28 protein-coding genes are annotated in these 24,777 nt (G+C 57.1%); 26 read left to right on the top strand and 2 right to left on the bottom strand.

Annotation, left to right across the window (positions count from 1 at the left end; translation table 11 throughout):
- Positions 1 to 40: 40 nt before the first annotated feature.
- The 19 genes from fliF to AC0J4F_RS17930 all read left to right on the top strand — a co-directional run bounded on the left by fliF (position 41) and on the right by AC0J4F_RS17930 (position 17,236).
- Positions 41 to 1,687 (top strand): flagellar basal-body MS-ring/collar protein FliF, encoded by a 1,647-nt coding sequence (fliF, locus tag AC0J4F_RS18020; RefSeq protein WP_133949882.1) that lies wholly within the window; start codon positions 41 to 43, stop codon positions 1,685 to 1,687.
- Positions 1,687 to 2,328, top strand: coding sequence for a hypothetical protein (locus AC0J4F_RS18015; RefSeq protein ID WP_473024232.1), 642 nt, complete (start codon positions 1,687 to 1,689; stop codon positions 2,326 to 2,328). Before fliF ends, AC0J4F_RS18015 begins: the two co-directional genes overlap by 1 nt.
- Positions 2,328 to 3,752 carry a MotB family protein gene (locus AC0J4F_RS18010; RefSeq protein WP_473024231.1) on the top strand — a complete coding sequence of 475 codons (1,425 nt, stop codon included), beginning with the start codon at positions 2,328 to 2,330 and terminating at the stop codon, positions 3,750 to 3,752. Before AC0J4F_RS18015 ends, AC0J4F_RS18010 begins: the two co-directional genes overlap by 1 nt.
- A complete protein-coding gene (locus AC0J4F_RS18005) occupies positions 3,749 to 4,984 on the top strand; it encodes a chemotaxis protein (protein ID WP_473024230.1) in 1,236 nt (411 codons plus the stop codon). Before AC0J4F_RS18010 ends, AC0J4F_RS18005 begins: the two co-directional genes overlap by 4 nt.
- On the top strand, positions 4,981 to 6,291 hold the full coding sequence (gene fliK, locus AC0J4F_RS18000) for a flagellar hook-length control protein FliK (RefSeq protein ID WP_473024229.1): 1,311 nt from the start codon (positions 4,981 to 4,983) through the stop codon (positions 6,289 to 6,291). The genes AC0J4F_RS18005 and fliK overlap by 4 nt, the downstream gene beginning before the upstream one ends.
- Positions 6,257 to 6,823: a transglycosylase SLT domain-containing protein gene (locus AC0J4F_RS17995; RefSeq protein ID WP_473026450.1), complete on the top strand. Its 567-nt coding sequence runs from the start codon at positions 6,257 to 6,259 to the stop codon at positions 6,821 to 6,823. Before fliK ends, AC0J4F_RS17995 begins: the two co-directional genes overlap by 35 nt.
- Before the next feature lie 174 nt (positions 6,824 to 6,997).
- Entirely contained in the window at positions 6,998 to 8,281 is a 1,284-nt protein-coding gene (locus AC0J4F_RS17990) for a flagellar hook protein FlgE (protein ID WP_473024228.1), read from the top strand.
- 35 nt (positions 8,282 to 8,316) lie between these two features.
- The gene (gene flgK, locus AC0J4F_RS17985) at positions 8,317 to 9,789 is read left to right on the top strand and encodes a flagellar hook-associated protein FlgK (RefSeq protein ID WP_473024227.1); all 1,473 of its coding nucleotides are present in this window, start codon (positions 8,317 to 8,319) and stop codon (positions 9,787 to 9,789) included.
- A gap of 5 nt (positions 9,790 to 9,794) precedes the next feature.
- Complete coding sequence (locus AC0J4F_RS17980) at positions 9,795 to 10,841, top strand: flagellar hook-associated family protein (RefSeq protein WP_133949870.1); 1,047 nt, start codon at positions 9,795 to 9,797, stop codon at positions 10,839 to 10,841.
- 49 nt (positions 10,842 to 10,890) lie between these two features.
- Positions 10,891 to 11,241 carry a flagellar biosynthesis regulator FlaF gene (flaF, locus tag AC0J4F_RS17975; RefSeq protein ID WP_473024226.1) on the top strand — a complete coding sequence of 117 codons (351 nt, stop codon included), beginning with the start codon at positions 10,891 to 10,893 and terminating at the stop codon, positions 11,239 to 11,241.
- Positions 11,242 to 11,245: 4 nt separating this feature from the next.
- On the top strand, positions 11,246 to 11,713 hold the full coding sequence (flbT, locus tag AC0J4F_RS17970; protein WP_209175761.1) for a flagellar biosynthesis repressor FlbT: 468 nt from the start codon (positions 11,246 to 11,248) through the stop codon (positions 11,711 to 11,713).
- A gap of 11 nt (positions 11,714 to 11,724) precedes the next feature.
- Positions 11,725 to 12,129 carry a flagellar hook assembly protein FlgD gene (gene flgD / locus AC0J4F_RS17965; RefSeq protein ID WP_473024225.1) on the top strand — a complete coding sequence of 135 codons (405 nt, stop codon included), beginning with the start codon at positions 11,725 to 11,727 and terminating at the stop codon, positions 12,127 to 12,129.
- Positions 12,130 to 12,144: 15 nt separating this feature from the next.
- The gene (gene fliQ / locus AC0J4F_RS17960) at positions 12,145 to 12,411 is read left to right on the top strand and encodes a flagellar biosynthesis protein FliQ (protein ID WP_133949862.1); all 267 of its coding nucleotides are present in this window, start codon (positions 12,145 to 12,147) and stop codon (positions 12,409 to 12,411) included.
- A gap of 188 nt (positions 12,412 to 12,599) precedes the next feature.
- A complete protein-coding gene (gene flhA / locus AC0J4F_RS17955) occupies positions 12,600 to 14,690 on the top strand; it encodes a flagellar biosynthesis protein FlhA (RefSeq protein ID WP_473024224.1) in 2,091 nt (696 codons plus the stop codon).
- Positions 14,687 to 15,463: a flagellar biosynthesis protein FliR gene (gene fliR, locus AC0J4F_RS17950; protein WP_353621262.1), complete on the top strand. Its 777-nt coding sequence runs from the start codon at positions 14,687 to 14,689 to the stop codon at positions 15,461 to 15,463. The genes flhA and fliR overlap by 4 nt, the downstream gene beginning before the upstream one ends.
- Positions 15,464 to 15,468: 5 nt before the next feature.
- Positions 15,469 to 15,849 carry a flagellar biosynthesis protein R gene (locus tag AC0J4F_RS17945; RefSeq protein ID WP_473024223.1) on the top strand — a complete coding sequence of 127 codons (381 nt, stop codon included), beginning with the start codon at positions 15,469 to 15,471 and terminating at the stop codon, positions 15,847 to 15,849.
- A gap of 102 nt (positions 15,850 to 15,951) precedes the next feature.
- The gene (locus tag AC0J4F_RS17940) at positions 15,952 to 16,383 is read left to right on the top strand and encodes a rod-binding protein (protein WP_473024222.1); all 432 of its coding nucleotides are present in this window, start codon (positions 15,952 to 15,954) and stop codon (positions 16,381 to 16,383) included.
- A complete protein-coding gene (locus AC0J4F_RS17935; protein WP_473024221.1) occupies positions 16,383 to 16,781 on the top strand; it encodes a hypothetical protein in 399 nt (132 codons plus the stop codon). The genes AC0J4F_RS17940 and AC0J4F_RS17935 overlap by 1 nt, the downstream gene beginning before the upstream one ends.
- Entirely contained in the window at positions 16,778 to 17,236 is a 459-nt protein-coding gene (locus AC0J4F_RS17930; RefSeq protein ID WP_133949852.1) for a hypothetical protein, read from the top strand. Before AC0J4F_RS17935 ends, AC0J4F_RS17930 begins: the two co-directional genes overlap by 4 nt.
- Before the next feature lie 94 nt (positions 17,237 to 17,330).
- Here the strand turns inward: AC0J4F_RS17930 and AC0J4F_RS17925 are convergent, their stop codons facing one another.
- Positions 17,331 to 18,203 carry an ATP-binding protein gene (locus AC0J4F_RS17925; protein ID WP_473024220.1) on the bottom strand — a complete coding sequence of 291 codons (873 nt, stop codon included), beginning with the start codon at positions 18,201 to 18,203 and terminating at the stop codon, positions 17,331 to 17,333.
- An 86-nt stretch (positions 18,204 to 18,289) separates the two neighbouring features.
- Here AC0J4F_RS17925 and AC0J4F_RS17920 point away from each other — a divergent pair, with 86 nt between their 5' ends.
- From AC0J4F_RS17920 to AC0J4F_RS17890, 7 genes are all read left to right on the top strand, one after another.
- The gene (locus AC0J4F_RS17920) at positions 18,290 to 18,421 is read left to right on the top strand and encodes a hypothetical protein (RefSeq protein ID WP_473024219.1); all 132 of its coding nucleotides are present in this window, start codon (positions 18,290 to 18,292) and stop codon (positions 18,419 to 18,421) included.
- A gap of 23 nt (positions 18,422 to 18,444) precedes the next feature.
- Positions 18,445 to 18,777 carry a preprotein translocase subunit YajC gene (yajC, locus tag AC0J4F_RS17915; RefSeq protein ID WP_133949848.1) on the top strand — a complete coding sequence of 111 codons (333 nt, stop codon included), beginning with the start codon at positions 18,445 to 18,447 and terminating at the stop codon, positions 18,775 to 18,777.
- Between the two features lie 70 nt (positions 18,778 to 18,847).
- Positions 18,848 to 20,458, top strand: a complete 1,611-nt coding sequence (gene secD, locus AC0J4F_RS17910) for a protein translocase subunit SecD (RefSeq protein ID WP_133949846.1) — start codon at positions 18,848 to 18,850, stop codon at positions 20,456 to 20,458.
- Between the two features lie 17 nt (positions 20,459 to 20,475).
- Positions 20,476 to 21,426 (top strand): protein translocase subunit SecF, encoded by a 951-nt coding sequence (secF, locus tag AC0J4F_RS17905; protein ID WP_447234087.1) that lies wholly within the window; start codon positions 20,476 to 20,478, stop codon positions 21,424 to 21,426.
- Positions 21,426 to 21,815, top strand: coding sequence for an Mth938-like domain-containing protein (locus AC0J4F_RS17900; protein WP_473026449.1), 390 nt, complete (start codon positions 21,426 to 21,428; stop codon positions 21,813 to 21,815). Before secF ends, AC0J4F_RS17900 begins: the two co-directional genes overlap by 1 nt.
- A 28-nt stretch (positions 21,816 to 21,843) precedes the next feature.
- Positions 21,844 to 22,695, top strand: coding sequence for a phytoene/squalene synthase family protein (locus AC0J4F_RS17895; protein WP_473024218.1), 852 nt, complete (start codon positions 21,844 to 21,846; stop codon positions 22,693 to 22,695).
- 30 nt (positions 22,696 to 22,725) lie between these two features.
- Positions 22,726 to 23,247: a GrpB family protein gene (locus tag AC0J4F_RS17890; protein ID WP_473024217.1), complete on the top strand. Its 522-nt coding sequence runs from the start codon at positions 22,726 to 22,728 to the stop codon at positions 23,245 to 23,247.
- A 16-nt stretch (positions 23,248 to 23,263) separates the two neighbouring features.
- Here the strand turns inward: AC0J4F_RS17890 and trmFO are convergent, their stop codons facing one another.
- Entirely contained in the window at positions 23,264 to 24,682 is a 1,419-nt protein-coding gene (trmFO, locus tag AC0J4F_RS17885) for a methylenetetrahydrofolate--tRNA-(uracil(54)-C(5))-methyltransferase (FADH(2)-oxidizing) TrmFO (RefSeq protein ID WP_473024216.1), read from the bottom strand.
- Between the last annotated feature and the right edge of the window lie 95 nt (positions 24,683 to 24,777).

Here is a 24,777-nt window from a genome sequence, read left to right as displayed (position 1 = left end):
TGCAGGGAACTTGAGACGAACGTGCATGAAGGGGTTATGCATGCCGGGCCGTGAACACGCCGAAAAACTTTGGGCCAACTTGATGGAATTGGGCATGCGCCGATTGATTGCGCTTGCTCTGATTGGCCTTGCGACCATCGCCACAGTTGGTGCTGGCGCATTTTATTTGAGCCGGCCGGAAACGACGCCGCTTTACACAGGCCTAACCGGCGAGGACGTGTCGCGGATCGGTTCCGCCTTGCGCGACGCAGGAATTCCGTTCGACGTCAACTCTGAAGGCGATGCGGTTATGGTCAGTCATGGCCAGACGGCCAAAGCAAGGATGCTTCTTGCTGAAAAGGGACTGCCACGCGGTGCGAACTCCGGCTACGAGCTGTTTGATGATCTCGGGTCCCTGGGCCTGACATCCTTCATGCAGGAAGTGACGCGGGTTCGGGCGCTGGAAGGCGAACTCGCGCGCACAATCCAGCTGATGAAAGGTATCCGTGCCGCGCGTGTCCATATCGTCTTGCCCGAAAAAGGCTCCTTCCGGCGCGACCAGCAGCCGCCATCGGCCTCTGTCGTCATCCGGTCTGATATCCCGGATGATGTGCGCACCGCCGACGCGATCCGGCACCTTGTCGCGGCGGGCGTTCCGGGTATGGAAGCCGCAAAGGTTACCGTGCTGGATACGACCGGCGGCATACTCGCGGCTGGAAAGGACCCGACCAAAGCGTCTGCGGGCCAAATGGCAACCCTTGAAACGGCCGTCAGCAACCGGATCCAGGAAAACGTCCGAAAGACGCTGACACCCTATCTTGGTCTCGACAACTTTCAGGTTAGCGTTGCAGCAAAGCTCAATACCGACCGGAAGATGATTGCCGAAACCATCTTTGACCCGGATTCGCGGATCGAACGGTCCGTGCGCACAATTCGTGAAAACGAAAATGCGGAAAACTCCAGCGCGGCAACGCCAGTGACTGCGGAACAAAACCTGCCGGATGAAAATGTCGAAGCGGATGGCGGAGAACGGTCTCTAGAGGAAGCGGAACGGCGCGAAGAGACCGTGAATTATGAAATCTCGTCCAAACGGATCGAAACATCCCAGGATGGTTACCGCGTTGACCGCTTGTCCATTGCCGTCCTTGTCGACCGTGCGCGCTTGGCGGCTTCTCTTGGCGGATCACCCACACAATCCCAGATCGAAGAACAGGTTCGTGAGATCGAAGCGTTGGTGGCATCTTCTGCAGGCGTCGCTGAAGAGCGGGGCGATCTTGTAAAAGTCTCCGTTGTCGACTTCGTCGATGGCGGCCGGGATCTGGAGCCGATCCCACCTATCGGTGTCACCGAATATCTGCTCCGTCAATCCGGCAACATCATCAACGCACTGGCGATCCTGACGGTGTCCATGCTGGTGATCTGGTTCGGGTTACGTCCGGCTGTTGCTGCCCTCGTGCCGCAAGTGAGCAGCGAGCAGGCCGAAATGGCAGAAATCGGTCTTTTGCCGGAGGGCGCAGAAGATGCCGCAGATCCCATGGATGGCGAGACCGGTTTCCTGATGCCGCCGGACCATTCCGATCTGCTGCAGGACCTCAACAGCAAGCGGAACAAATCCGCCCTGAAGAAGCTGGAATCCCTTCTGGAGTTCAACGAAGAGCAGTCTGCCGCGATCCTGCGCCAGTGGCTCTATGACACGGAGCGCACCTGATGACCGCATCTGCAGCCGCACATATTCCGGTTTTTTCAGCCCCGACTTTCAAGTCTTTCGATCCTGAAGACGCCCTGATGGTTGACGTGATCATGCCGGATCACGAACCGGAACCTGTTCTGAGCGAAGAAGAGCTCCGGCGCGCGGAATATGAGCGTGGATTGAGTGAGGGAGACGAGCGTACCCGTCATCACTACGAGGCCCTCCTTGAACAGGAGCGCGAGAAACATGCAAGGGATCTGGAGGAAGAGCAGATCCGCTTTGAGATGAGGGAATCTGCAAATGTCGCAGCCGCGATCGATGGCTTTCTCGAGATCACGGAAAAACGTCTGTCCTATTCGGTTTCCAAGCTACTGATGCCTTTCCTAAAGCAAAACGTAGTCGACCAGCTGGTCAGGGCCTTTGCCGAGCAACTGACACAACTGGCAGAGGTACCTGGTGGAACATCTATCCGGATGCGTGGACCGGAAACACTTGTCGCTCAGGTGCTCCAGCAGCTACCGGACTTGAAAGAACGTATTCAGGTTCAGCCAGCCGACCAGGTCGAGTTGGAAGCGATTTTCGATGAGACCGTTATCGAAACCAGGCTGGAAGACTGGTTGGGCCAGCTCGACGCGTTGCAGCTTGAGGAGACGGTCTGATGGACAATATGCCGAATGAAATTGTGATTGTCCGACGCCGCAACAACTGGGACGATGACGAAAAGCCCCATGGCGTTTGGAAAATTGCCTATGCGGACTTCATGACGGCATTGATGGCGTTTTTCCTGGTAATGTGGCTGATCAACGTGACCGACGAAAGCGTCCGCCGCGGTGTCGCGCAATATTTTAATCCGGTCAAACTGGCCTCGACAGCTCCCAACCGGAAGGGCCTCAATGACCCGATCGTCAATGGTGATACGAACGAAAACGGCACCAAACTGTTTACCGGAAAGCTCGGTGGAACGGATGCGCAGGAAAGCACCCTGGAACGGTCCGGAGAAGCGGACGTGGAAACGGAAGGTGTGAGTGCTTCGGATGCTGATGAGATAAAAGCAACGGCGGGCGCTCAGGCGACCTCTGGGGAATTCACCCAATCTCATCCAGAGTCCATTTTGTTCACTGATCCATACGCGGTGCTTGATACGCTCGCCCAGAAAATTAATGTCGCCCGGACGATGGAATCCAATCCGGAGGGCATTGGTTCAGGCTTGGAGAAGGAACAAGGCGCCCTCGGTGGTGAAGCCTACCGGGATCCGTTCGACCCGCAGTTCTGGCAATTCCGGCCGGGCCGCGGTGTTGACGGCGCAGCTGCCGAAACAGCTGGTTTGCCGACGCGGCCGGGCACCGGAAACGGCGCAGGCCAAAGCGGGGATCAAACAGACGGTGACCAGTCCTGGAGTGCGCCCTTCGAAACCGATGGCACCACAGAGCAGGCCCAAACTGAAAGCGGAACCGGACCAACCAGCGAAGCCGGAACTGCATCGGGCGATGGTCCTTCCGAACTTAACGGAACTGCACAGAACCAGATCGTTGCGCATGTAAGTCGCAGAGATCAGGAAAACGCTGTTCCGGCCGAGACCGAAGGTGGAGCAACTGAAGCCGAGCCTGTACCCGGAGCTCGTTTGGTCGCCGAACTCTTGACAGTCCTGGAGGCTGCGGAAGGTACACTATTGGAAAACACCGCTGCGCAGATCACAGTCGTCCGGCAAGACGATGGGGCGCTTATCAGTCTGACCGACGATCAGAACTTCGGCATGTTTGCCATAGGCTCGGCTGAGCCGCGTCCGGAACTGGTGAGCTTGCTTGAACGCCTTGGCAAGGTGATTTCCAAAACCGAAGCGCAGATTGTCATAACCGGCCATACAGATGCCCGACCGTTCAAAAGCAAGACCTATGACAACTGGCGGCTTTCTTCGGCTCGAGCTCATATGGCGCTGTATATGCTGTCGCGCGGCGGGGTTGGATCGGACCGGTTCGTGCGCATTGAAGGCGCCGCCGATCGGCACTTGAAAAACGCGGAAGATCCGTTTGCGGCGAGCAACCGGCGGGTGGAAATCTACTTGCTGGAGGAGGCGGCGGAATGAACCAGTACAATTGTTCAACTCAGTTTCGGTGGGTAAAGCATACTACTGCCACCGTCGCCGCGCTCCTTGGAGCTGTGGTGGTCTTCGCGGGCCAGGCAACAGCAAACCCAATTGCCAAAGAGCCATTTGAGATGGTGCGCGCGCTTCAAAGCGCACAGGAGCAGGTTGCTTCAGGCAGTGATTCAGCTGCGGCCATGCAGCGGGCCTTGCTCGAAAAAATGGATGAGGCATTTCTGCAGTTACCGCCGGAAGCCTGGCAGGATCCGCGCAATGCCCGGGCATCGGTCATTCATCTTCTGAGCGGCGGTAATCCGGAGGTTATACGTCATTTGCTGACGTTGACCCCGGCGCCAGTCATAGACTTGAACTTGATGGAAGCGTCCTTGGCCTATGTTGAAGGCCGCGAAGAGGACATGCTGACTCGCCTTGCCGATGTGGACCCGCTAAATCTTCCGCCGAGCCTTGGCGGGCACATAGCTTTGGTAAAAGCGGTTCCCTACATCCAGACCGATCCGGTCCGGGCGATGGAGCTTTTGCAGATCGCGAGCCTCTTGATGCCAGGAACGCTGGTTGAAGAAGCTGCGCTTAGGCGCGAGGTCTTGGTCGCCGGACTGGTCGGGGACATTGAACGCTTCCGGACGCTTTCGATCCGCTATCTGCGTCGGTATCGGGCCTCGGTCTATTCCGGTGATTTCCGGCGCCGGTTCGCCATTGCCCTCGACACGCTCGGTTTCGTGGAAGACCAGGACAAGTTTGATCTGCTTTACGGCGTGCTTGAAGAGTTCGAGGACGACAGCCGCCGGGGGCTGTACATGCGGCTTGCGCGCTCGGCCTTGTTGGGTGGAAACCTTCAGATCGCTTCTAAGGCGACCGATCAGGCTCAAATGCTGGCCGTTGCAGGAACCGCGGAATACGAACTTTTGAAAATCTATCAGGTTGCGACCCGGCTGAACCGGGCGGCGGTCAAACCCAACCGGGATCTCTTGTGGACGGTGAACAAAGCTGCGCTAACTCTTGAGGATCTGGATTTTTTGTATGCAGTGAACACCGTTCTCAACTCGATCCGTCATTTCCCGGATCCACCCGACAACTTCATTGGGGCCTTCAATTCCGGCGGCACACTTGGAACGCCCGCGGAACGTGAATGGCTCACGGCCGACATGGAACTTGCGGAGTTGTTGTTGCGCCGCACCGAAACAATGCTGGCGCTGGCTGGAGACGTAAAGAAATGACTGTAACAACGCATGCAATGATCCGCACGCCCTCCAAGGCTCCTGTCGGCGGAGACGGGCACCAGGGCGAGGGCGGCAAGAACACCGGAAAAGATGTCGCGGATCAGTTTCGGGCCATGATGTCAGATTTGAAGGTTGTCGATGGCAACGCAAAGGATGGCGACCGGCAAGCGGCAACCACTCAAGGTCCGGAGCAGACAGATACAGCGACAAGCGAAGATACTGGAAACACAGTCAAATCAGATGCCGCTGGCAAGCCGGAACCGTCTTCCTTTAGCGTGGCCAACTTGACGGATGCCATCCGAAAGGCGTCCCAGACAGTCTTGGGTGCCCAACCCGCCGGAAAAGAAAGCGCTCAAGGGCAAGACGCTGCTGAAACCCAGTCTACTCAGCACGCCATGCCGGCTGCTGCCGCGTTGCCTCTTGGAACCGTCCTTGCCGCGCGTGCCGGGCAGGGGACGCCACAACCAGAGCAGGGCACTTTTCCAGGAACGGCAAAGCAGAATACCGCTGGTCAGCAGACTATGTTGGCTCAAAATGCAGCGAACGGCGCACAGGTTGCTGCTGGCGAAGCTGCAAAGACCGGGACATCATCGCTTTTCGCTCAGTTCGGTATCGAACCCGAACGTGTTGGCGAGGGGGCAACAGGTACGGCCGCAGCCCGCAATGCCTTGCCGGAAGAAGCCGCCGGAACGGTCAAGGTTCTGCGCCAGGAAACGCATTTTGCGCCGAACATGCGGCTTTCACCTGCACAACAGGTGGGTGAGCAGATCGCAACGGCCCTCAAGGACATGCCGGTCGACACTGGCCGTACTCAAGGTGGGCTGACCCACAAAGCCGAAGGGCCGGTTCTGAAGACTTTGGAAATCCAGCTGACCCCGCATGAGCTCGGCACAGTCAAAGTCTCGCTTCGTATGGTCGGCGAGAATGTTGAAGTAACCTTGGCGACCAGCAAGGCACAGACAGCCGAGCTCTTGAAACAAGATAGGCAACTGCTGGATCAGATGCTTCGGACCACAGGGTTTAAAGCCGACACGATCACGATCCAGGCCGCCGATGACCGTGCCACCGTGACCACCAACGTCTCCAACTCCAACTCCAGCTCCACGCAAGGTCAGCAAGGCACAAACGGTGGCGCGTTCGGGGACCAGCAGAACCAGAACGCACCCGGGAATGGCACAGGCGGCCGCGGCGAACAGACTGGTGGCCATGATGAAAGCAGTGCCTTCCCCGGTTTTGAACCGGCACGGGAGCAAAGCGATGAAGACGGCCCTGGCAACCGCCTTTCTGACGGCATCTATATGTAGTGTCGCAGTCCTCCAACCGATCCCGGCGTTCGCGGAAATTCAAAACGTCTGCGAACGCGAAATGGTGGCGGCATCACGCAAATATCAGGTCCCGCTCGGGATCCTCTACGCTGTTGGTCTGACCGAGACCGGCCGGCGCAACTCCCTTTATCCGCATGCCTTGAATATTGAAGGCAAATCGGTATTTCCGCCGAGCCGGACAGCTGCGCGCCGGGATATTGAGGCTGCGCGCAAGAAGGGCAAGAAGCTGATCGATATCGGCTGCATGCAGATCAATCATCATTACCATTCGGATCAGTTCCGTTCCGTGGATCACATGCTCGATCCGCGGGCAAACGTGCAATATGCCGCCCGGTTTTTGAAGGAGCTGCGTGGCCGCCAAGGCTCATGGACCATGGCGGTTGCCCGTTATCATGCCGGTCCAAACAATGATCCCGCCCAGAAGCGCTATGTCTGCACGGTGATCCGCAACATGGTTGCATCGGGTTTCGGCAACTGGACCAAAAACTCCAAAGCATTCTGCGGCGCTTGAACGTCAAAAACCGTCGCCGCGTGCGTCCTGTGGTCCAGTTCGTGATCCCGATATTTAAAGTTTAAGATAAATAAGTTTTTGTAATAATTGATAAAAACCGATCCTTGGCTACAGCTTCGCGCAAGCTGGAACGGTTTGACTGTCACCAGTTGAATTGGAAACTGGAGACATTCCATGGGTCTTTCTGGGATTATGCGCACCGGTGTGTCCGGCATGAACGCGCAATCGAGCAAGCTCGGCGCAGTCGCCGACAACATCGCGAACTCAAGCACCACCGGATATAAGCGGGCGGAAACCGAATTCGCGTCCCAGGTTCTCGCCCACGGTGGTGGATCGTACAATTCCGGCGGCGTTCAAGCGCATACCAAATACGCCATTTCCGATCAGGGCTCCATGAGCTTCACGACCTCGAAGCTTGATCTGGCAGTTGACGGGAATGGGTTTTTCATTGTGTCCGACAGCACCGGTGCAGGCGCATCTCAAGCCCTGACGCGTGCAGGGTCCTTCGTTCCGGATGGCCAGGGGTATCTCGTCAACACAGCTGGCATGTATCTGCAGGGCTATCCGATTACCAACGGCAATGCACCGTCTGTGGTCGCAAATGGTCTGGGCGGCCTGGAGCCGGTCAACATCACACAAAATCAGCTCGAAGCAACTCCGACGAGCACGGCGACTTTGCATGCCAACGTTGATGAAGATTCTGCAATTGTTGCTGCTGCCAACTTACCGTCAGCGAACGCTGCGACCGCCGAGTATTCTCACAAGACATCCTTGGTCGTGTACGACAATCTCGGCAATGAAGTAACGTTGGATGTCTATTACACCAAGACGACGGACACGCCGCCGACAACCGACTGGGAAGTGACCGTTTACAACGCGGCTGACAGGGATCCGGCCACGGGTGGTTTCCCTTATGGTGCTGCCAACATCGGGACAAGCACCATTCAGTTTGACACAACGACCGGTCAACGGACAGGTGCGGTGACTGCAGTCAACATTACGGTGCCGAATGGTGGCACCTATGACATTGATCTGACCAACTCCACCTACACCGATGCAGGGTTCACGGTGACCAATGTGGACGCTGATGGGAACGCGCCGAGCTCCGTTGAGAAGGTGGAATTCGGTGAAGACGGGACCTTGTACTCGATCTACACAAACGGCGACCGCCGGCCGATCTACAAGATCCCGCTCGCCGATGTGCCGAGCCCGGACAAGTTGGATCCGGTGTCCGGCAACATCTACCGCCCGTCGATTGACTCAGGCGATGTCCGGGTGGGTTTCCCGGGTGACGGCGGTCTTGGTGAGCTGGCTGTTGGCGCGCTCGAAGGCTCCAACGTGGACCTCGCCAACGAACTCACATCGATGATCGAATCCCAGCGCACCTACACGGCCAATTCGCAGGTCTTCAAGGCCGGCTCCGACTTGATGCAGGAACTGGTGAACCTGGTCCGCTGATGCCGTTCAGCATTGAAACTTGAAAGTATTAAGTCATGAGTTTGTCCGTCGCCCTGCAGGTGGCCCAGTCAGCGCTGGCTGCCCGTCAGACAGAATCTTCGGTGATCGCCCGTAACATTGCGGGCGCTCAGGAGCCGGGGTTTTCGAAAAAATCCGTGCAATTGAGCACGATGTACACCTCTTCCGGCCAAGCCGGTGGGTTGAAGGTCAACGGAATTGCTCGCCTTTCCGACAGTGCTTTGTATTCGTCACTTCTTTCATCAACGTCGGTTGGAACGTCTCAGCAAACAGTCCTGGACGGAATGACGCGGCTTGCCGAAACAATCGGTGATACTGAGCTGGAAACGTCACCTGCGGCAAAGCTCGGGCAGTTGAAACTGTCTTTGCAGAACTACGCGTCAGATCCGAACAACGTTGTCATGGCGCAAGATGCGCTGCTGAACGCCAAAAATATGGCGGACAGCCTCCGCTCGAGCACAGAACTGGTTCAAGATGTCCGGGCAACGGCGGACGCTGACATGGCGACGTCCGTCCGTGAAATAAACTCACTGCTCGGAAAGCTTGAAGACCTCAACTCTGTGATCGTGAAGGGCACCCAAAGCGGAGCAGATGTTACCGATGCCCTGGATAGCCGGGACCAGGTTCTGTTGTCGTTGTCGGAAGAGATCGGCATCAGCACGCTCAGCCGGGCGAACGGGGATGTTGTGGTCTACACAGACAGTGGCGTCACGCTGTTTGAGACGACTGCGCGGTCGGTGACTTTCGCGCCTACCATCACCTATGACGCCAACACATCGGGAAATGCTGTCATCGTTGACGGCGTCCCGGTTGCAGGACCGGGCGCGGTCATGCCGATTTCTTCAGGTCGCCTGCATGGTTTGGCTGAACTTCGAGACGACACAGCTGTAACCTATCAAGACCAACTGGATGAAATCGCCCGAGGGCTAATTGAAGCTTTCCAGGAAGAAGATCAAACAACTCCTGGTGTTTTCCAGCAAGGGCTGTTTCTGGGGACTGGGACACCGATCCCGCCAAGCACTGTGCCCATCGGAATTGCAGCTGATATCAGAGTGAATCCAAACGCAGATCCCGATCAGGGCGGCAGCCTTGATGCCATCCGCGATGGCGGGTTGGCGGGCGCGGCCTTCAACTACAACCCGGCAGGCAATGCTGGGTTCTCCGACCGCCTACAGGAACTTGTAACGGCGTTCGACACACCGCGGACTTTCGCGTCCTCCGTCGAGCTTGATCCGGATGCCAGCCTATCCTCTTTCGCCGCATCGTCAGTGAGCTGGCTGGAGAGTGGCCGCAAGACCATGACCAGCAATGTTGAAATCCAGTCCGTCATTGTCGGGCGGACAGCGGAAAATCTCAACAACACCACAGGTGTCAACATTGATGAAGAGATGACGCTGCTGCTCGAGATCGAACGGGCTTATTCGGCGGCATCCCGCCTTATCACCGCAGTTGATTCCATGCTCGACGATCTCTTGATGGCCACGAGGTAACAGCCATGAAAACCACCTTTATCTCTACCTTCACACTGGCAGACTCGTCGCGGCGCAACATCCTGAGCCAGTCCAATTTGGTCAACAAGCTTGGGGTCGAATTGTCGTCGGGCCGCAAATTTGATGTGGGCTTGGATCTCGGTACGCGAACGGGTGAGAGCGTCACGCTGCGTTCTCAATTCCAGTTCTTGCACGGGATCATGGATACCAACGCGCTGGCGAAGTCCCGTCTGGACGTCAGTCAAGCGGCGATGGACGATATCCTCACCACAGCGCAAGACTTTCAAGCGACCCTTGTTGCGCTCAAGGAGAACCCGCAAAGCGCGGATATCATCAAGGCCGACGCCGAAGGCAAATTGGGATTGATGGTTTCACGCCTAAACACCCAGCTAAACGGTAGCTTTGTCTTTGCTGGGATCAACGCGGATGAATTGCCGTTTGCAGATTATTCTGATCCCGCTTCTCCGAACAAAGTTGCCGCAGATGCGGCCTTCTTGGCCGAGTTCGGTTTCAATCAGGCTGATCCAAATGTCGCGACGATTACGCCGGCTGCAATGTCCGCATATCTCGGCGGTAACTTTGACACGATGTTCCAGGATCCAGCCTGGGGCACCACTTGGTCGACTGCATCGGACACGCCGCTGGCAAGCCGGATTTCGGCAAGTGAAACGGTAAGTTCCTCCACCAGCGCCAATGAGCAGGCTTTTCGGGATTTGGCCAAGGCCTACACCATGATGTCCGATCTCGGCAATGAGACCCTGTCCGATGAAACTTTCAAGGTCGTGGTCGATGCGGCGATCGAAGCACTGAGCAAGGGCATTGGCGGTCTGACAACGGAGATGGGCAAGCTCGGCACCGTTCAGCAGCAGGTCGCTCAGGCTAATGAGCGTCTCACCGTTCAAACGAGCATTTTGAACACCCGCATCAACGACCTGGAACTCGTTGACAAGGAAGAGACGGCAGTTCGCCTCAACACAGCGCTGACCCAGCTTGAAACGACTTACTCCGTGACCGCGCGGATGCAGGGCTTGAGCCTCCTGAACTACATCTGAACCGGCAAGTGGCTCGCCACCTATTTCAACTGAGCACCAGAGAGGGGCCATGTACAATTTGTCTTACGCTGAGGTGATGGATGACCTTTGCAGTGATGAACGGCTGAACGAACATGAGGCGATGTGCATCATCATCGGAAAGCTGACCACCGCACAGGAAAAAGGCGTCCGTTCCCCGGAAGCCATCGATGCGCTGTTCTACACGCGCAGGGTCTGGGGGTTCTTCATGGAAAACCTCGCGGATGACGCCAATCAGCTGCCGGAAGAAATGCGGGCCAACCTGATATCGGTCGGTATCTGGGTGCTGAAAGAGGCGGAGGCTTTGCGTCAATGGGAGAAGGAAGATTTCTCCGACATCATTGAGATCAATTCCATCATCCGGGACAGTCTGGCGGGGTAAGCTCATGAAGATTGCACTCAAATCAGGGGAACGTCTCTTTATCAATGGCGCGGTGATCCGCGCTGAACGAAAAACATCGATCGAGTTGATGAACGATGCCGTGTTCTTGTTGGAGTCTCATGTGCTTCAGCCAGAAGAGGCCACGACGCCGCTGAAACAACTCTATTTCATCCTGCAGACGATGATCATGGATCCCGCGGCAGCGCCTGCGGCCAAGGATATGTTTCACGTCGTGCTGGCCTCAGTCTCAGGCGCTTTCTCAAGCACAGAGGTCCTGGAGAAGCTGGATGAAGTCGGTCAACTGGCCCGCAAGGACCGTTGGTTTGAAGCCATGAAAACAGTGCGTGCACTGTACCCCTTGGAAGCCCGTCTCATGGCTGCAGACCATAGGGCCAGGCAGGAGGAAGAAAAAGCCTCAGGGTTTTCTGCCAGGCAACCTGCGTACTCTGAACCCCACCTTGAACTGGTATAAGGACACCTGCCATGACAAGCGTAAATCCGGTCGCATCGGCGGCCGCCGCGAACGAAGCCGGCGGCGCTAGAGCTGCTCAGGAGCAGCTGACCGTTGATTACAATGCGTTTCTTCAATTGATGATGACGCAAATGAAGAACCAGGACCCAACCAAACCGATGGACGCGTCAGAGCAGCTGACGCAATTGGCGACCTTCTCGCAAGTCGAGCAGGCGATCCAGACCAATTCCAAGCTGGAGACAATGCTGACCAACATGTCCTTTGGCCAGGTTGATGATCTGATCGGCCGGACGGTCACGGACAGCAACGGAACAACCGGAGTGGTTGAGAAAGTCGAAATCTATTCCGACGGAACCATTCTCGGCCTTGATAACGGCAAAGGCGTGCTGCTTGGACCTGGTATTTCCATCTCCTAGAGGCTGTAGGTTGCCATGAATGAAGTTGACGCCCTGGATTTGGTCCGGACCGCGATCTGGACGATTCTCATCGGATCGGCACCTGCGATCATTCCTGCAATGATCGTTGGGATCGTAATTGCGCTCTTGCAAGCCCTTACACAAGTTCAGGAAATCACTCTGACCTTCATTCCAAAAATTGTCGCCATTCTGGTGATGATCGTTATTGCAGGGCCGTTCATTGGCGGCCAAATGTATGCCTTGACCACGGTGATTTATAGCCGGATTGAAAACGGTTTCTGATCGCTAGCAACTGCGGAAACCTAGAGACGTCATCAGCGCATCCAAACATGAGGCGGTGAGCAGGTCATTCGACCGGTCGCCGCCTTCTGCTTTTTCGGTGCCTGACCGCGTGATCGCTGACCGAAAAAAGCCTCGCGCAAGTTTGAGCAGCGATTTTGCCATCAGCTGACACGCGCAAGAGAGCAGGCATGACAGACACATCCATCACTTCCAGCGTCAACGGGGCTCCGGAAAGCCGCCGCGATGTTGGGTTCGCGTTCGGGATCGTGGTGATCCTCGCGGTTCTGTTTCTTCCCATTCCGACCTTTTTGATCGACGTTGGCCTCGCCATGTCGATCGCATTGTCTGTTCTGATCCTCATGGTGGCCCTGTGGATCCAGAAACCTCTCGATTTTTCGTCTTTCCCGACGATCCTTCTGATCGCCACGATGCTGCGCCTGTCGTTGAACATAGCGACAACCCGCGTGATTCTCGCAAATGGCCACGAGGGTGTTAACGCAGCTGGCTTTGTCATCAGTGGCTTCTCGCAGTTCGTTATGAGCGGCGACTTTGTGATCGGTCTGATTGTCTTTGCGATCCTGATCACGGTGAACTTCATGGTGATCACCAAAGGCGCAACAAGGATCGCGGAAGTGGGAGCCCGCTTCACCCTCGATGCGATCCCGGGCAAGCAGATGGCCATCGACGCCGATCTGTCCGCAGGTCTTATTGACGATAAAGAAGCCCAGCGCCGCCGGAAGGAACTGGAAGAGGAAAGCTCCTTCTTCGGATCAATGGATGGTGCTTCGAAGTTCGTCCGCGGCGATGCCATCGCCGGCTTGATCATTACTGCTGTCAACATTCTCGGCGGCATCGTCATCGGTGTTACCCGCTATGACATGTCGGTGTCTGATGCGGCTGATGTCTTTACCAAACTGTCCGTCGGGGATGGTCTGGTCTCCCAAATTCCCGCACTGATTGTCTCGCTCGCTGCCGGTCTCTTGGTGTCCAAGGGCGGAACACGTGGGTCTGCCGACAAGGCGGTCCTTGACCAGCTGAGCGGCTATCCTCGGGCCTTGTTCGTGGCCGCTGTGCTGATGGGTGTTTTTGCACTTATGCCGGGCCTGCCGATGCTGCCGTTCTTCATGCTTGCGGCGATCCTCGGGTTTATCGGCTACTCGATCCCGAAACGCCAAGCTGCGCGGCAGGCAACGGAAGACAAAAAACGTGCCGATGCCGAGCGCCAGGCGAAGGAAGAGGCGAAGGATTCGGTCAAGGAGTCGCTAAAGACCGCCGAGATCGAGCTGGTGCTTGGCAAACAGCTTTCAGCCGAGCTGGTGGTCAATCATGGCGAGTTGTCCCGCCGGGTTGCCAAAATGCGCCGCAAGTTTGCCGAACAGTATGGCTTCGTCGTCCCAGAGATCCGTGTATCGGACAGCCTGACGATCGATCCGAAAAGCTATCAAATCAAGATCCACGGCACGATCGTGGCGTCCCAGCAAATCAAGGTCGGCGAGCTTCTGGTCATCCCAAATGGTGACGAGCGATTGCCGGTGCCGGGCGATGAGACCCGCGAGCCCGCATTTGGCATGCCCGCCATCTGGGTGCCAAACGCCTACGGGGATGAAGTGCGGCGTCACGGTCTGGAACCGGCAGAGAACAACACGGTGGTGCTGACACACCTTAGTGAGGTAATCCGCAACAACCTGCCGCAACTCTTGTCCTACAAGGACATGCGGAACCTCTTCAACCGGCTGGATCCGGAGTACCAGAAACTGCTGGATGACATCTGCCCGGCCCACACGTCCTTCTCCGGCTTGCAAGCCGTGATGAAGCTGCTCCTGGCTGAACGGATTTCCATCCGGAACCTCAACCTCATTCTGGAAGCGGTTGCCGAAATCGTGCCGCATGTCAGACGGTCTGAACAGGTTGTGGAGCACGTGCGTATGCGCATCGCCCAGCAGATTTGCGGCGATCTTGCTGAAGGCGGCCCTCTGCAAGTGTTGCGGCTCGGCAATCGTTGGGATCTTGCCTTCCACAACGCGCTCAAGCGCGATGCCAAGGGCGAAGTGGTGGAGTTCGATATCGAACCTCAATTGGTGGAAGATTTCGGCACGCAAATGTCCGAGGCCGTCAAGAAACACATGAAGAGCGGTCAGAGGTTTGCCATTGTCGCCGCGCCGGATGCCCGTCCTTACGTGCGCATGATCGTGGAACGCATGTTCCCGACGCTTCCCGTGCTCTCGCATCTCGAGATTGCCCGCGGTGTTGATGTGACCGCGCTAGGGACGGTGTCGTGATCTCCGGAGGTCTGCTGTTCAGCACCTACGGCTCATCTCTGGTACTGGCAACGTTTCTTCTGTTTTGCCGGATCGGAGCCTGCTTAATGGTCATTCCCGGTTTCGGCAGCAATCGGATCCCGATGCGGGTCCGGCTGTTCATCGCACTTGCCATCTCCCTGGCATTGTCGCCGCTGCTGGTGCCGGACATTCAGCAGGCGTTGCCGGATGAAGCGCTTGGTACTGTCTCCTTCTTCATTGGGGCGGAGCTTCTGACCGGCTTGTTTATCGGGTTTCTCGGGCGGATCTTCATTGCAGCCCTTGAAACACTGACAACATTGGTTTCCATGGCGATCGGCTTGTCCAACATGCCCGGCATGCCGATCGATGGTGTTGATGCGCTTCCGCCGGTCGCAAATCTCTTCACGCTGACCGCAACAGCCATGATTTTCATTGCCGATCAGCATTGGGAAATCCTGCGCGGCCTTGTGCAGTCTTACGAAGTCATCCCGCCAGGGCGGCCCTTGGCGGCGATGGCAAGCCTGGAACAGTTTGCAGAGCAGCTGGCGCGAACCTTTGTCCTGGCGCTCCGGGTGGTCAGCCCGTTTGTCGTCTACACGATCGTCGTGAACCTCGCCGTCGGGCTGATCAACAAACTGACACCACAGATCCCGGTCTACTTCATCTCACTGCCGTTCGTGATCGCGGGCGGTCTCTACTTCCTTTACCTCGTCGCAGCCGAAGCAATCATGATCTTCCTCGACGGGTATTTCACCTGGCTTCAATTGGGTTAGCGCACATGGCACGAAACAGTCGTGAAATCGAACGCATGTTCAAGATGCAAGAGCAGATCTTGAAACTGTCGTCCTGGATCCTTCAGGATCTTGATACACAGGCCCACAAACTGAACGAAAAGGAACGCCGGATCCTGCTGGCGCTTTCAAACGGTGATCTCGCGCAACATGACAGGTTCATCGCCAATGCCGCAGAGCGCCTGCGCCGCATCATTGAGGAAATGGCCCGCATCACTGCCGCCCGGGAAAAGGTGAACGCCGAATTCGAGCGCCAGCGTCACATGCTCAAAACCATGTCGGAACGTTTGGCGGTCATGCGCGGTGAAGAACAGCGCGCGAACGACGAACGGGAACTGCAGGAATATCTGGACCGCCGGTATGGCTGACGGGCTGCCAACCTGGCAGGGCGCAAGCCTGCCGCAAGCTCGGCCGATTAAACCGGATAACACGATTTATGGCGGTGTTGCCGCAAACCAGGGAGATCGGCGATGGCCATTTCGCCTCCTTCAGATCTGATCCTAGACGTCGCCAAGGCGGCAGATCCGACGGAAATTCGCGAGGTGTCGAACCGTTTGAAGTCCATCGCGGCTTCCGGCGACGGCTCCGGCTTCAGTCTTGCCTTTGATAGCGCACGCTCCGGTGCCCCAGCGGGGACAAGCTTCGACATGTTCCGCTCTGGCAGTGCCGACGCCGGTGCATCGCAAAAATCACCGGCGGAAAAATTCGAGGCGATGATCCTTACCCAATTCGTCGAAACCATGTTGCCCAAGGATGCGGAGATGGTTTTCGGCAAAGGAACGACCGGAGAGATCTGGAAGTCGATGCTGGCTGAGCAAGTCGCCGGGCAGCTGGCGGCAAGCGGCGGCATTGGTGTCGCCGATCTGATCTCAGATACATTGAAACAAGGAGCAAAAGTCTGATGGATGCCGGACAGGATCTTGTCGTGCATAGCCCGGTGGTGAACCCGGCCGTATACGGACCCCTGGTCATTGCGATTGACCGCGCCATAGAGGTCGTGGAAGCGGAGACCCAGGCGCTGCGCGCCAATCCGACCACCGATCTCAAACCGTTTGAGTATCGCAAGAGCCAGGCACTTCTGGATCTTACCCGCTCGCGGTCCCTTGTTCCGCCGTCAGCTTACACTGAAGACGTCAAGGACCGTCTGGTGGACTTCAAGGACGTGCTCAAGGAAAACGTCGACCTTTTGACGTTGCATATGAATGCCGTCTCCGAGGTCGTGAAAATGATGTCGCGCACCATGCTCGACCAGGAATCCGACGGGACCTATGCTGCACCGTTCCCGGAGCCCGCGCGATGATCAAGATGCTCGTGGCTGGTGTTTGGATGTCGATTGCGATGCTGATCTCGGGGTATGGAACAGCCAAGTTCATCGCGGCTCAAAACCAGACCAGCAATCAGGAAGAAACAGCGTATGTCGGCCTCGACTATGAGACGTTGAAACCGGTCAATGTGCCGATCCTGTTTGAAGGCGCCTTGCAGGGCTATGTGGTGGCCAAATTGGTGTTCACCGCGGACGGTGACACCTTGCGCAAGCTGCCAGTTCCGCCGCATCCGTTTCTGGTCGATGAGGCGTTCCGGGCACTTTATGCTGATGAGACCCTCGATTTCCGGAACCTGGAACGCTACGACCTCGACGGTCTCACGGAGCATCTAAAAACGGTGACCAATCAGCGCATTGGCCAGAAGGTCGTGCAGGATGTTCTCGTTGAGGAGTTCAACTATTTCGACAAGGCGGACGTCCTGAGCCACTGACAGCTGAGCGTCCGGCTTGCCGCCCCATCTTTATGCCGCCTCCCTGGCAATCTCACCGGTGCTTGTTTTCGAACAGGCGCCGGTTTTTTTGTCCCTAGTCCAATGACTTTCCAAGACGGCCGGCAAGATCCTGAATAAACTGGTACGCAACGCGGCCGGAGCGGCTGCCGCGGGTCGTGGACCACTCCAGCGCTTCTGCGCGCAGGGTCTCTTCAACGACATCAAGGCCATAATGGGTTGCATAGCCGCGGACCATGTCCAGGTAATCGTCCTGGCTGCATTTGTGGAAGCCAAGCCACAGGCCGAAACGGTCGGACAGCGATACCTTTTCCTCAACTGCCTCAGACGGATTGATGGCGGTCGACCGTTCGTTTTCCATCATGTCGCGCGGAAGTAGATGCCGGCGGTTCGAGGTCGCATAAAACAGCACGTTTTCTGGTCGCCCTTCGATGCCACCTTCAAGGACCGCTTTCAGCGATTTGTAGGACGTGTCGTCATGGTCAAAGCTGAGATCATCGCAGAAAACAATGAAGCGGTAAGGCGCCGGCCGGATCTGGGCCATCAGCTTGGGCAGCGATTCGATGTCTTCACGGTGAATTTCGATCAGTTTGAGCGTGCTGGAGCCAAGTTCTGTGTTCACGGCAGCTTGGGCTGCCTTCACCAAAGAAGATTTCCCCATGCCACGTGCGCCCCACAGCAACGCATTGTTTGCTGGCAGACCTTTGGCAAAGCGGCGGGTGTTGTCGAGCAGAAGATCGCGAACATGTGAAACCGCGCAAAGCAAGGCGACATCCACACGGTTTACCTTGGCGACTGGTATGAGTTCGCCGGGATTGGGCGACCAGACAAAGGCATCGGCTGCTTCAAAATCGGCCGGTGTGGGCGCGGCCGGGACAGCCCGGGAAATAAGATCGATCAGGGAATCGAGCTTTTCATTCAATGCGGCAATGTCACTCGGCGCGCTCATGATGTCTTGCAACCCTTACAAAAAAGGCCCACGTGGGGGCCGGAAACCATGCGGCGGAGCAGTATCATGACGGGCAGGGAGCGCAAATGGCACTTATTCCCATTCCGGTACGCAGCTATTTGCCGGTTATGCTTGAAAAGAAGCGCGCCAACGTTATAGTCCGCGCCACCAGAATTGAGCGTTTTGCCGAGGGCCGGAAGACTGCCTGCGGCAAATAAAAAGCGCCCCTTAGGAGAGTTGAATGTTGATCACCCCAGCCTACGCGCAAGGTGCCGGAGCCGCCGGACCTGATTTCCTTATGTCCATGCTGCCGTTCGTGGCAATCTTTGCGATCATGTACTTCCTGATCATCCGTCCGCAGCGCCAGCGCATGAAGCAGCATCAGGAAATGGTATCCAACCTGCGCCGCGGTGACACGGTCGTGACAACCGGCGGTTTGATCGGCAAAGTCTCCAAGGTCGTAGATGATGGGGAAATCCAGGTGGAGCTGTCCGAAGGCGTGAAGGTCCGCGTCGTCCGCTCCATGGTTCAGGAAGTCCGTTCCAAGACCGAACCGGTTAAAGAAGGCGCTTAAGCCTAACACTGCCAAGACCAGTATTGATGGGCCGAAGGTGTTTCGGCCCGTCCGCTTTTAAGGCTAGACCATGCTCTATTTCGCACGCTGGAAAATTGCGCTGATCGTCCTCGTCGTTGCCGCTGGCATCGTGACGACTCTGCCGAATTTCTTTTCTGCAAAAACTCTCGAAAGCTGGCCGGATTTCCTGCCGAAGAACCAGATGGTTCTGGGTCTCGATCTCCAGGGCGGTGCTTATCTGCTCTATGAAATCGATCAGCAGGACTACATCGAAAAGCGCATGAAGGCGCTTGTCGGCGATATCCGTGCAGCGCTCCGTGAAAACCCGCGCATTGGGTACACCGGCCTAGGTGTACAGGGCGATTCCGCGCAAGTTCGGATTCGCGACCTGACCCGCCTGGCTGAAGCCGAGGAACGGTTGGAGCCGCTGGTCAATCCGCTTGTGTCCAACGTTTTCAGCGGCCAGCAGGTTGATGAGTTTGAGTTGTCGGTCAGCGATGACGGTCTGGTGCGCTTTACGTATTCAGAGCAAGGTCTTGCCGACCGGATGACGAACATCGTTCAGCAGTCCATCGAGGTTATCCGCCGCCGTGTTGACGAACTCGGCACGACCGAGCCGAACATCCAGCGTCAGGGGACAGACCGTATTCTTGTCGAAGCACCGGGTGAAGACGATCCGGAGCGTCTCAAGGATCTCGTCGGTCAGACGGCCCAGCTGACGTTCCATATGGTCGATACATCCATGACCGGCGATCAGGCCATGCAGAGCCGCCCGCCTGTTGGAACTGTTGTCATGATGTCTGTTGACGATCCGCCACTTCCGTACCTTCTGGAAGAAACGCCACTTCTCGCTGGTGAAGATCTCGTGGATGCGCAGGTTAGCTTTGATCAGCGGTCCAATGAGCCGGTCGTGAATTTCCGCTTCAACACCTCCGGTGCCCGGAAATTCGCAACCGTAACCCAGCAAAATGTCGGTCGTCCGTTTGCCATCGTGCTCGATGAGGAAGTCATTTCCGCACCGGTCATCCGCGAGCCGATCACAGGCGGTTCCGGTCAAATTTCCGGAAACTTCACTGTTGAAGGCGCAAACGACCTTGCAGTGTTGCTACGGGCTGGTGCGCTTCCGGCAAAGTTGACTGTGATCGAAGAACGGTCTATCGGTCCGGGCCTTGGCGCGGACTCCATTGAGGCTGGTAAAATGGCCTCGATCATCGCCGGCGCGCTTGTGATCATCTTTATGATCCTCGCCTATGGCCGCTTCGGTGTGATCGCGGATGTTGCGCTTGTTGGGAATATGTTCCTAATTTTCGGCGCGCTCACGTTCCTGCAGGCAACGCTTACGCTGCCGGGAATTGCGGGTATCGTGTTGACGATTGGTATGGCGGTCGACGCCAACGTTCTGATCTTTGAGCGCATCCGCGAAGAAGCCCGGGCAGGGCGGTCGGCCATTACGGCAATCGACGCGGGTTACAAGCGGGCGCTTGGAACCATTTTGGATGCCAACATCACGACGCTGATCGCAGCCGTCATCCTGTTCCAGCTTGGCTCTGGGCCGGTGCGCGGCTTCGCGGTGACCCTGGCGATCGGGATTTTCACCACGGTCTTCTCCGCCTTCACGTTCAGCCGGTTGATGGTGGCCCTCTGGGTCCGCTACCGCCGTCCGTCCGTCTTGCCGATTTGATCCGGGAGTAAACAAAAATGTTGCTGAGACTCGTTCCGGACAACACGAAATTCAAATTCATGTGGCTGCGGAAGATCAGTTTTCCGCTGTCCATCGTCCTTGTCGTTGCATCGCTTGCCGGTTTCTTCACTGTCGGCATGAACTACGGCATCGACTTCAAGGGCGGCACGATCATCGAGATTAAAACCGATGGTCCTGCCGATATCGGCTTTATCCGGTCCGAATTGTCCAGCTTGCAGCTGGGTGATATTCAGGTTCAGGAATTCGGTGCGCCGGATGATATCCTGATCCGGATCGAAGAACAGCCGGGCGGCGAACTGGCCCAGCAGGCCGTTGTCGCAAAGGTCCGCACGATCTTTGCAGATGACAATGTCGACTTCCGCCGGGTGGAAGTGGTCGGACCGCGGGTCTCCAGTGAACTGGCGCGGGCCGGGGCGATTGCTGTGGCGGCGTCCCTTCTGGCGATCATGTTCTACATCTGGTTCCGCTTCGAATGGCATTTTGCCGTCGGCGCGATCCTGACGACTGCCAACGACGTTGTCGTTACAATTGGCTTGTTTGTGCTGTTGCAACTCGACTTCTCGCTTTCGAGTATTGCAGCGGTCCTGACGATCATCGGTTACTCGCTCAACGATACCGTGGTGGTCTACGACCGGATCCGGGAGAACTTGCGCAAATACAAGAAACGCCCGCTGACCGAGATCCTCGACCAGTCGATCAACGAGACCTTGTCCCGGACGACCATGACCTCTGTCACGACGTTGTTGGCGCTCCTGGCGCTCTACATCTTCGGTGGTGAAGTGATCCAGTCATTCACGCTGGCGATGATCTTCGGCATTGTGATCGGTACCTATTCGTCGATCTTCCTGGCCGCGCCGTTCCTGATCCTGCTGAATCTGCGTCCGGACGCCCTGTCGTCCAAGGATGACGATGGTGGGAAAGGTGAAGGCACGGAGGCGACAGCCTGATCGTGAAGGGTCTCGAAATCCGCGATGCCCATTTCCCGGGCCGGGCCCCGCTGGACGCTTATGGCGACGGCGGGTTCCGGTTTGCGGACATGTCGCATCGCGGCTCTCTCTTGTGCGTGCCGAGCGGGATCTATGGCTGGAACCTGACAACGCCGTCTGAGTTCAGCCTGGAGGCTTTTGAGCGGGTCTTTGAAGAACAGCCCGACATCGAGGTTCTGCTGGTCGGGACCGGAGCGGATCTGATGCCGCTCAGCGCCGATCTCAAGGCCGCGTTCCGCGAAGCCGGCATTCTCGCCGATCCGATGTCGACTGGCGCAGCCGTTCGGACATTTAACGTCCTTCTGTCTGAGGGACGCGCTGTTGCTGCTGCTCTTTTGGCGGTGGACTAAACCCTCTCTCAATTCCATATGAGCCCTTATGGCCGAGGACTTTGAACACGCTGCGGATGTCGTGCGTCAATACGACAAGGACCGCTATCTGAGCGCATTGCTTGCACCGGAAGACCATCGCCCGGGCCTGATGGCGCTTTATGCCTTCAATGCTGAGATTGCCCGGATCCGGGAAATCGTTTCAGAGCCTTTGCCGGGGGAAGTTCGGCTCCAATGGTGGCGGGACTTTCTGGAGGGTACATCCCATGGCGCTGTCGGCGCCAATCCGGTTGCCTCCGCGCTCGCTCAGACCATTGATCGCTACAAACTTCCTAAAAACGGCCTGATCGCCATGACGGAAGCGCGGATTTTTGATCTCTACAATGATCCGATGCCGAACCTGAACGATCTGGAGGGCTATACCGGTGAGACGGTGTCCGGCCTAATCCAACTTGCCTGCTGGGTGCTCAACAACGGTGAAGATCCTGGTACGGCAACCGTGGCGGGCCACGCGGGGGTAGCGTATGGCATGACCGGCCTCATGCGTGCGTTGCCCTGGCACGCCTCCCGCCAACAAATGTACGTGCCGAAAGACGTTTTGGAGCGCCACGGTGTTGACCTGCAGACCGTATTCAAAGGCGAGGCAACCCAGGAGCTTGCCGCAGCTCTGTCCGAGATGCGGGCGCATGTGCGCCATCACATGTCCCGGGTTAAACAAGCTGCGAGCGATGTTCCCGATACCTGCCGGGCGGCGTTCCTCCCGCTGTCGTTGGTTGAACCTTTCTTGAAAAAGATGGAAGCTGCCGACTACAATCCGTTGAAGGACGTTGCGGAACTTTCGCAACTGCGCCGTCAGTGGATTTTGTGGCGCGCAAGCGGCAAATCGGTCGCCAACCTTTAGGCAACGAAACGCGCGAGCTTGGTGAGGGACATGGTCGAACTGACGGAGCATGCGCCGGAATGGGCGAATCAGTTTGAGGACGAGGCGTTTCGGATCTCGCGTGTCCTCGGAGACAATCTCACCAGCATCCATCATATCGGCAGCACGGCTGTACCCGGGCTGGTCGCAAAACCCATCATTGATCTGATGGCAGAAGTGGCAAGCCTTAAGGCCTGCGATCAGGCTCAGCCGGCGATGCAGTTGCTCGGCTATGAGGCCATGGGCGCTTACGGCATTCCAGGACGGCGCTATTTTCGCAAATTCAACGCGGACAGGCGCCGGACCCATCACCTTCATGTCTTTTTGAATGGGTCGGATCACGCGATCCGGCACCTGGCTTTCCGGGACTACCTGATTGCGCATCCCGAAACAGCTGATGAATACGGCAATTTGAAGCGCAAACTTTCCAAAATCGATGGCGGAGACTGGGACAGTTATGTCTCAGGCAAGGACCGCTTCTTTCAACGGACCGAGCCATTGGCTCTGGACTGGTATGCGGGAAGGGGCGCCTGACGCGCCCCACTACTGGTTATTCAGCTGCTTCGCGGACGGGGCCGATCTGCGCTTGCCAGGCGGCAAAGTCTGTCTTGGCCCGCTGCGTCATCGCCAGTTTTTTGGCTTTCGACTTTTCCTTGCCCTTGATGCGCTTGCCGTCAGCGTCTTTTGTTGGCGCTTCGACCAGCGGGAAAAGGCCGAAATTGACGTTCATCGGCTGGAATGAACGTGGTTTTCCAGCCCCGTCATCCCGGCTGATATGGCCACCAGTGATGTGACCGAGCAAAGCGCCCATGGCTGTTGTTTCCGGCGGCGTGATGATGTCCTGCCCTTTGGCTTCCATAACCGCAAACAGTCCGGCCATGCAGCCAACAGACGCTGATTCCACGTAACCTTCACATCCTGTGATCTGGCCGGCAAAGCGCAGACGCGGATCCGCCTTCAAACGCAGGGTGCCGTCCAAGACTTTCGGTGAATTCAGGAAGGTGTTGCGATGGAGACCGCCAAGCCGGGCAAACTGCGCATTTTCCAGCCCCGGGATCATCTTGAAGATGTCGCCCTGGGCACCGTATTTCAGCTTCGTTTGAAACCCAACCATGTTGTAGAGCGTGCCGAGGGCATTGTCCTGGCGCAGTTGGACGACCGCATAGGCTTTGACGTCGGGATTGTGCGCGTTGGTGAGACCCATCGGCTTCATCGGTCCGTGCCGCAGCGTTTCCCGGCCGCGCGCCGCCATCACCTCGATCGGCAGGCACCCGTCAAAGTAGGGGGTGTTTTCTTCCCATTCCTTGAAATCGGCGGTGTCGCCCTCGATCAAGGCGTCGATGAATGCCTCGTACTGCTCCTTGTCCATTGGGCAGTTGAGATAGTCCTTGCCGGTGCCGCCCGGGCCAACCTTGTCGTAACGCGACTGGAACCAGGCTTTGTCGAGATCGATGGAGTCAAAGTGAACGATCGGCGCAATGGCGTCGAAAAAGGCCAGCGCATCTTCGCCGCTTTTCGCAAGTACGCCTTCCGACATTGCAGGTGAGGTCAGAGGGCCGGTTGCGATGATGACTTTTTCCCAGTCTTCCGGCGGCAAGCCGGCGACTTCATCTCGCGAGATCGTGATCCGGGGATGCTCTTCCAGCGCCTTTGTAACGGCATCAGAAAAACCATGCCGATCAACGGCAAGCGCGCTGCCGGCCGGAACCTGATTGGCATCGGCAGAGGCCATGATGAGCGAACCTAGCTGGCGCAGCTCATGGTGGATCAACCCAACGGCGTTTTGTTCGGAATCATCTGAACGGAAGGAGTTGGAACACACAAGTTCGGCCAATCCGTCCGTCTGATGCGCTTCTGTTTTGCGAACCGGCCGCATTTCATGCAGCACAACGTCAAATCCGGCTTGGGCGATTTGCCAGGCAGCTTCAGACCCGGCAAGGCCGCCGCCAATCACGTGGATGGGGGGCATGACACTATCCTTCGGAATTTTGCGCCTTGGAACGTTCTTCGGGCCCGATTCGTGTTCTCGGGTCTCCGTGCATCTGCAAGGCAACTCTCTTGCGC

This window comes from Roseibium sp. R5 (genome assembly GCF_055755305.1).
The sequence above is the reverse complement of the archived record's forward strand: the minus strand, read 5'-3'. Positions and strand labels throughout refer to the sequence as shown.

Excerpts from the sequence above, each read along its gene's own strand:
- fliF (WP_133949882.1), top strand. The coding sequence starts at position 41 with ATGCCGGGCCGTGAACACGCCGAAAAACTTTGGGCCAACTTGATGGAA.
- AC0J4F_RS18015 (WP_473024232.1), top strand. The coding sequence starts at position 1,687 with ATGACCGCATCTGCAGCCGCACATATTCCGGTTTTTTCAGCCCCGACT.
- AC0J4F_RS18010 (WP_473024231.1), top strand. The coding sequence starts at position 2,328 with ATGGACAATATGCCGAATGAAATTGTGATTGTCCGACGCCGCAACAAC.
- AC0J4F_RS18005 (WP_473024230.1), top strand. The coding sequence starts at position 3,749 with ATGAACCAGTACAATTGTTCAACTCAGTTTCGGTGGGTAAAGCATACT.
- fliK (WP_473024229.1), top strand. The coding sequence starts at position 4,981 with ATGACTGTAACAACGCATGCAATGATCCGCACGCCCTCCAAGGCTCCT.
- AC0J4F_RS17990 (WP_473024228.1), top strand. The coding sequence starts at position 6,998 with ATGGGTCTTTCTGGGATTATGCGCACCGGTGTGTCCGGCATGAACGCG.
- flgK (WP_473024227.1), top strand. The coding sequence starts at position 8,317 with ATGAGTTTGTCCGTCGCCCTGCAGGTGGCCCAGTCAGCGCTGGCTGCC.
- AC0J4F_RS17980 (WP_133949870.1), top strand. The coding sequence starts at position 9,795 with ATGAAAACCACCTTTATCTCTACCTTCACACTGGCAGACTCGTCGCGG.
- flaF (WP_473024226.1), top strand. The coding sequence starts at position 10,891 with ATGTACAATTTGTCTTACGCTGAGGTGATGGATGACCTTTGCAGTGAT.
- flbT (WP_209175761.1), top strand. The coding sequence starts at position 11,246 with ATGAAGATTGCACTCAAATCAGGGGAACGTCTCTTTATCAATGGCGCG.
- flgD (WP_473024225.1), top strand. The coding sequence starts at position 11,725 with ATGACAAGCGTAAATCCGGTCGCATCGGCGGCCGCCGCGAACGAAGCC.
- fliQ (WP_133949862.1), top strand. The coding sequence starts at position 12,145 with ATGAATGAAGTTGACGCCCTGGATTTGGTCCGGACCGCGATCTGGACG.
- flhA (WP_473024224.1), top strand. The coding sequence starts at position 12,600 with ATGACAGACACATCCATCACTTCCAGCGTCAACGGGGCTCCGGAAAGC.
- AC0J4F_RS17945 (WP_473024223.1), top strand. The coding sequence starts at position 15,469 with ATGGCACGAAACAGTCGTGAAATCGAACGCATGTTCAAGATGCAAGAG.
- AC0J4F_RS17940 (WP_473024222.1), top strand. The coding sequence starts at position 15,952 with ATGGCCATTTCGCCTCCTTCAGATCTGATCCTAGACGTCGCCAAGGCG.
- AC0J4F_RS17935 (WP_473024221.1), top strand. The coding sequence starts at position 16,383 with ATGGATGCCGGACAGGATCTTGTCGTGCATAGCCCGGTGGTGAACCCG.
- AC0J4F_RS17930 (WP_133949852.1), top strand. The coding sequence starts at position 16,778 with ATGATCAAGATGCTCGTGGCTGGTGTTTGGATGTCGATTGCGATGCTG.
- AC0J4F_RS17925 (WP_473024220.1), bottom strand. The coding sequence starts at position 18,203 with ATGAGCGCGCCGAGTGACATTGCCGCATTGAATGAAAAGCTCGATTCC.
- AC0J4F_RS17920 (WP_473024219.1), top strand. The coding sequence starts at position 18,290 with ATGGCACTTATTCCCATTCCGGTACGCAGCTATTTGCCGGTTATGCTT.
- yajC (WP_133949848.1), top strand. The coding sequence starts at position 18,445 with ATGTTGATCACCCCAGCCTACGCGCAAGGTGCCGGAGCCGCCGGACCT.
- secD (WP_133949846.1), top strand. The coding sequence starts at position 18,848 with ATGCTCTATTTCGCACGCTGGAAAATTGCGCTGATCGTCCTCGTCGTT.
- secF (WP_447234087.1), top strand. The coding sequence starts at position 20,476 with ATGTTGCTGAGACTCGTTCCGGACAACACGAAATTCAAATTCATGTGG.
- AC0J4F_RS17895 (WP_473024218.1), top strand. The coding sequence starts at position 21,844 with ATGGCCGAGGACTTTGAACACGCTGCGGATGTCGTGCGTCAATACGAC.
- AC0J4F_RS17890 (WP_473024217.1), top strand. The coding sequence starts at position 22,726 with ATGGTCGAACTGACGGAGCATGCGCCGGAATGGGCGAATCAGTTTGAG.
- trmFO (WP_473024216.1), bottom strand. The coding sequence starts at position 24,682 with ATGCCCCCCATCCACGTGATTGGCGGCGGCCTTGCCGGGTCTGAAGCT.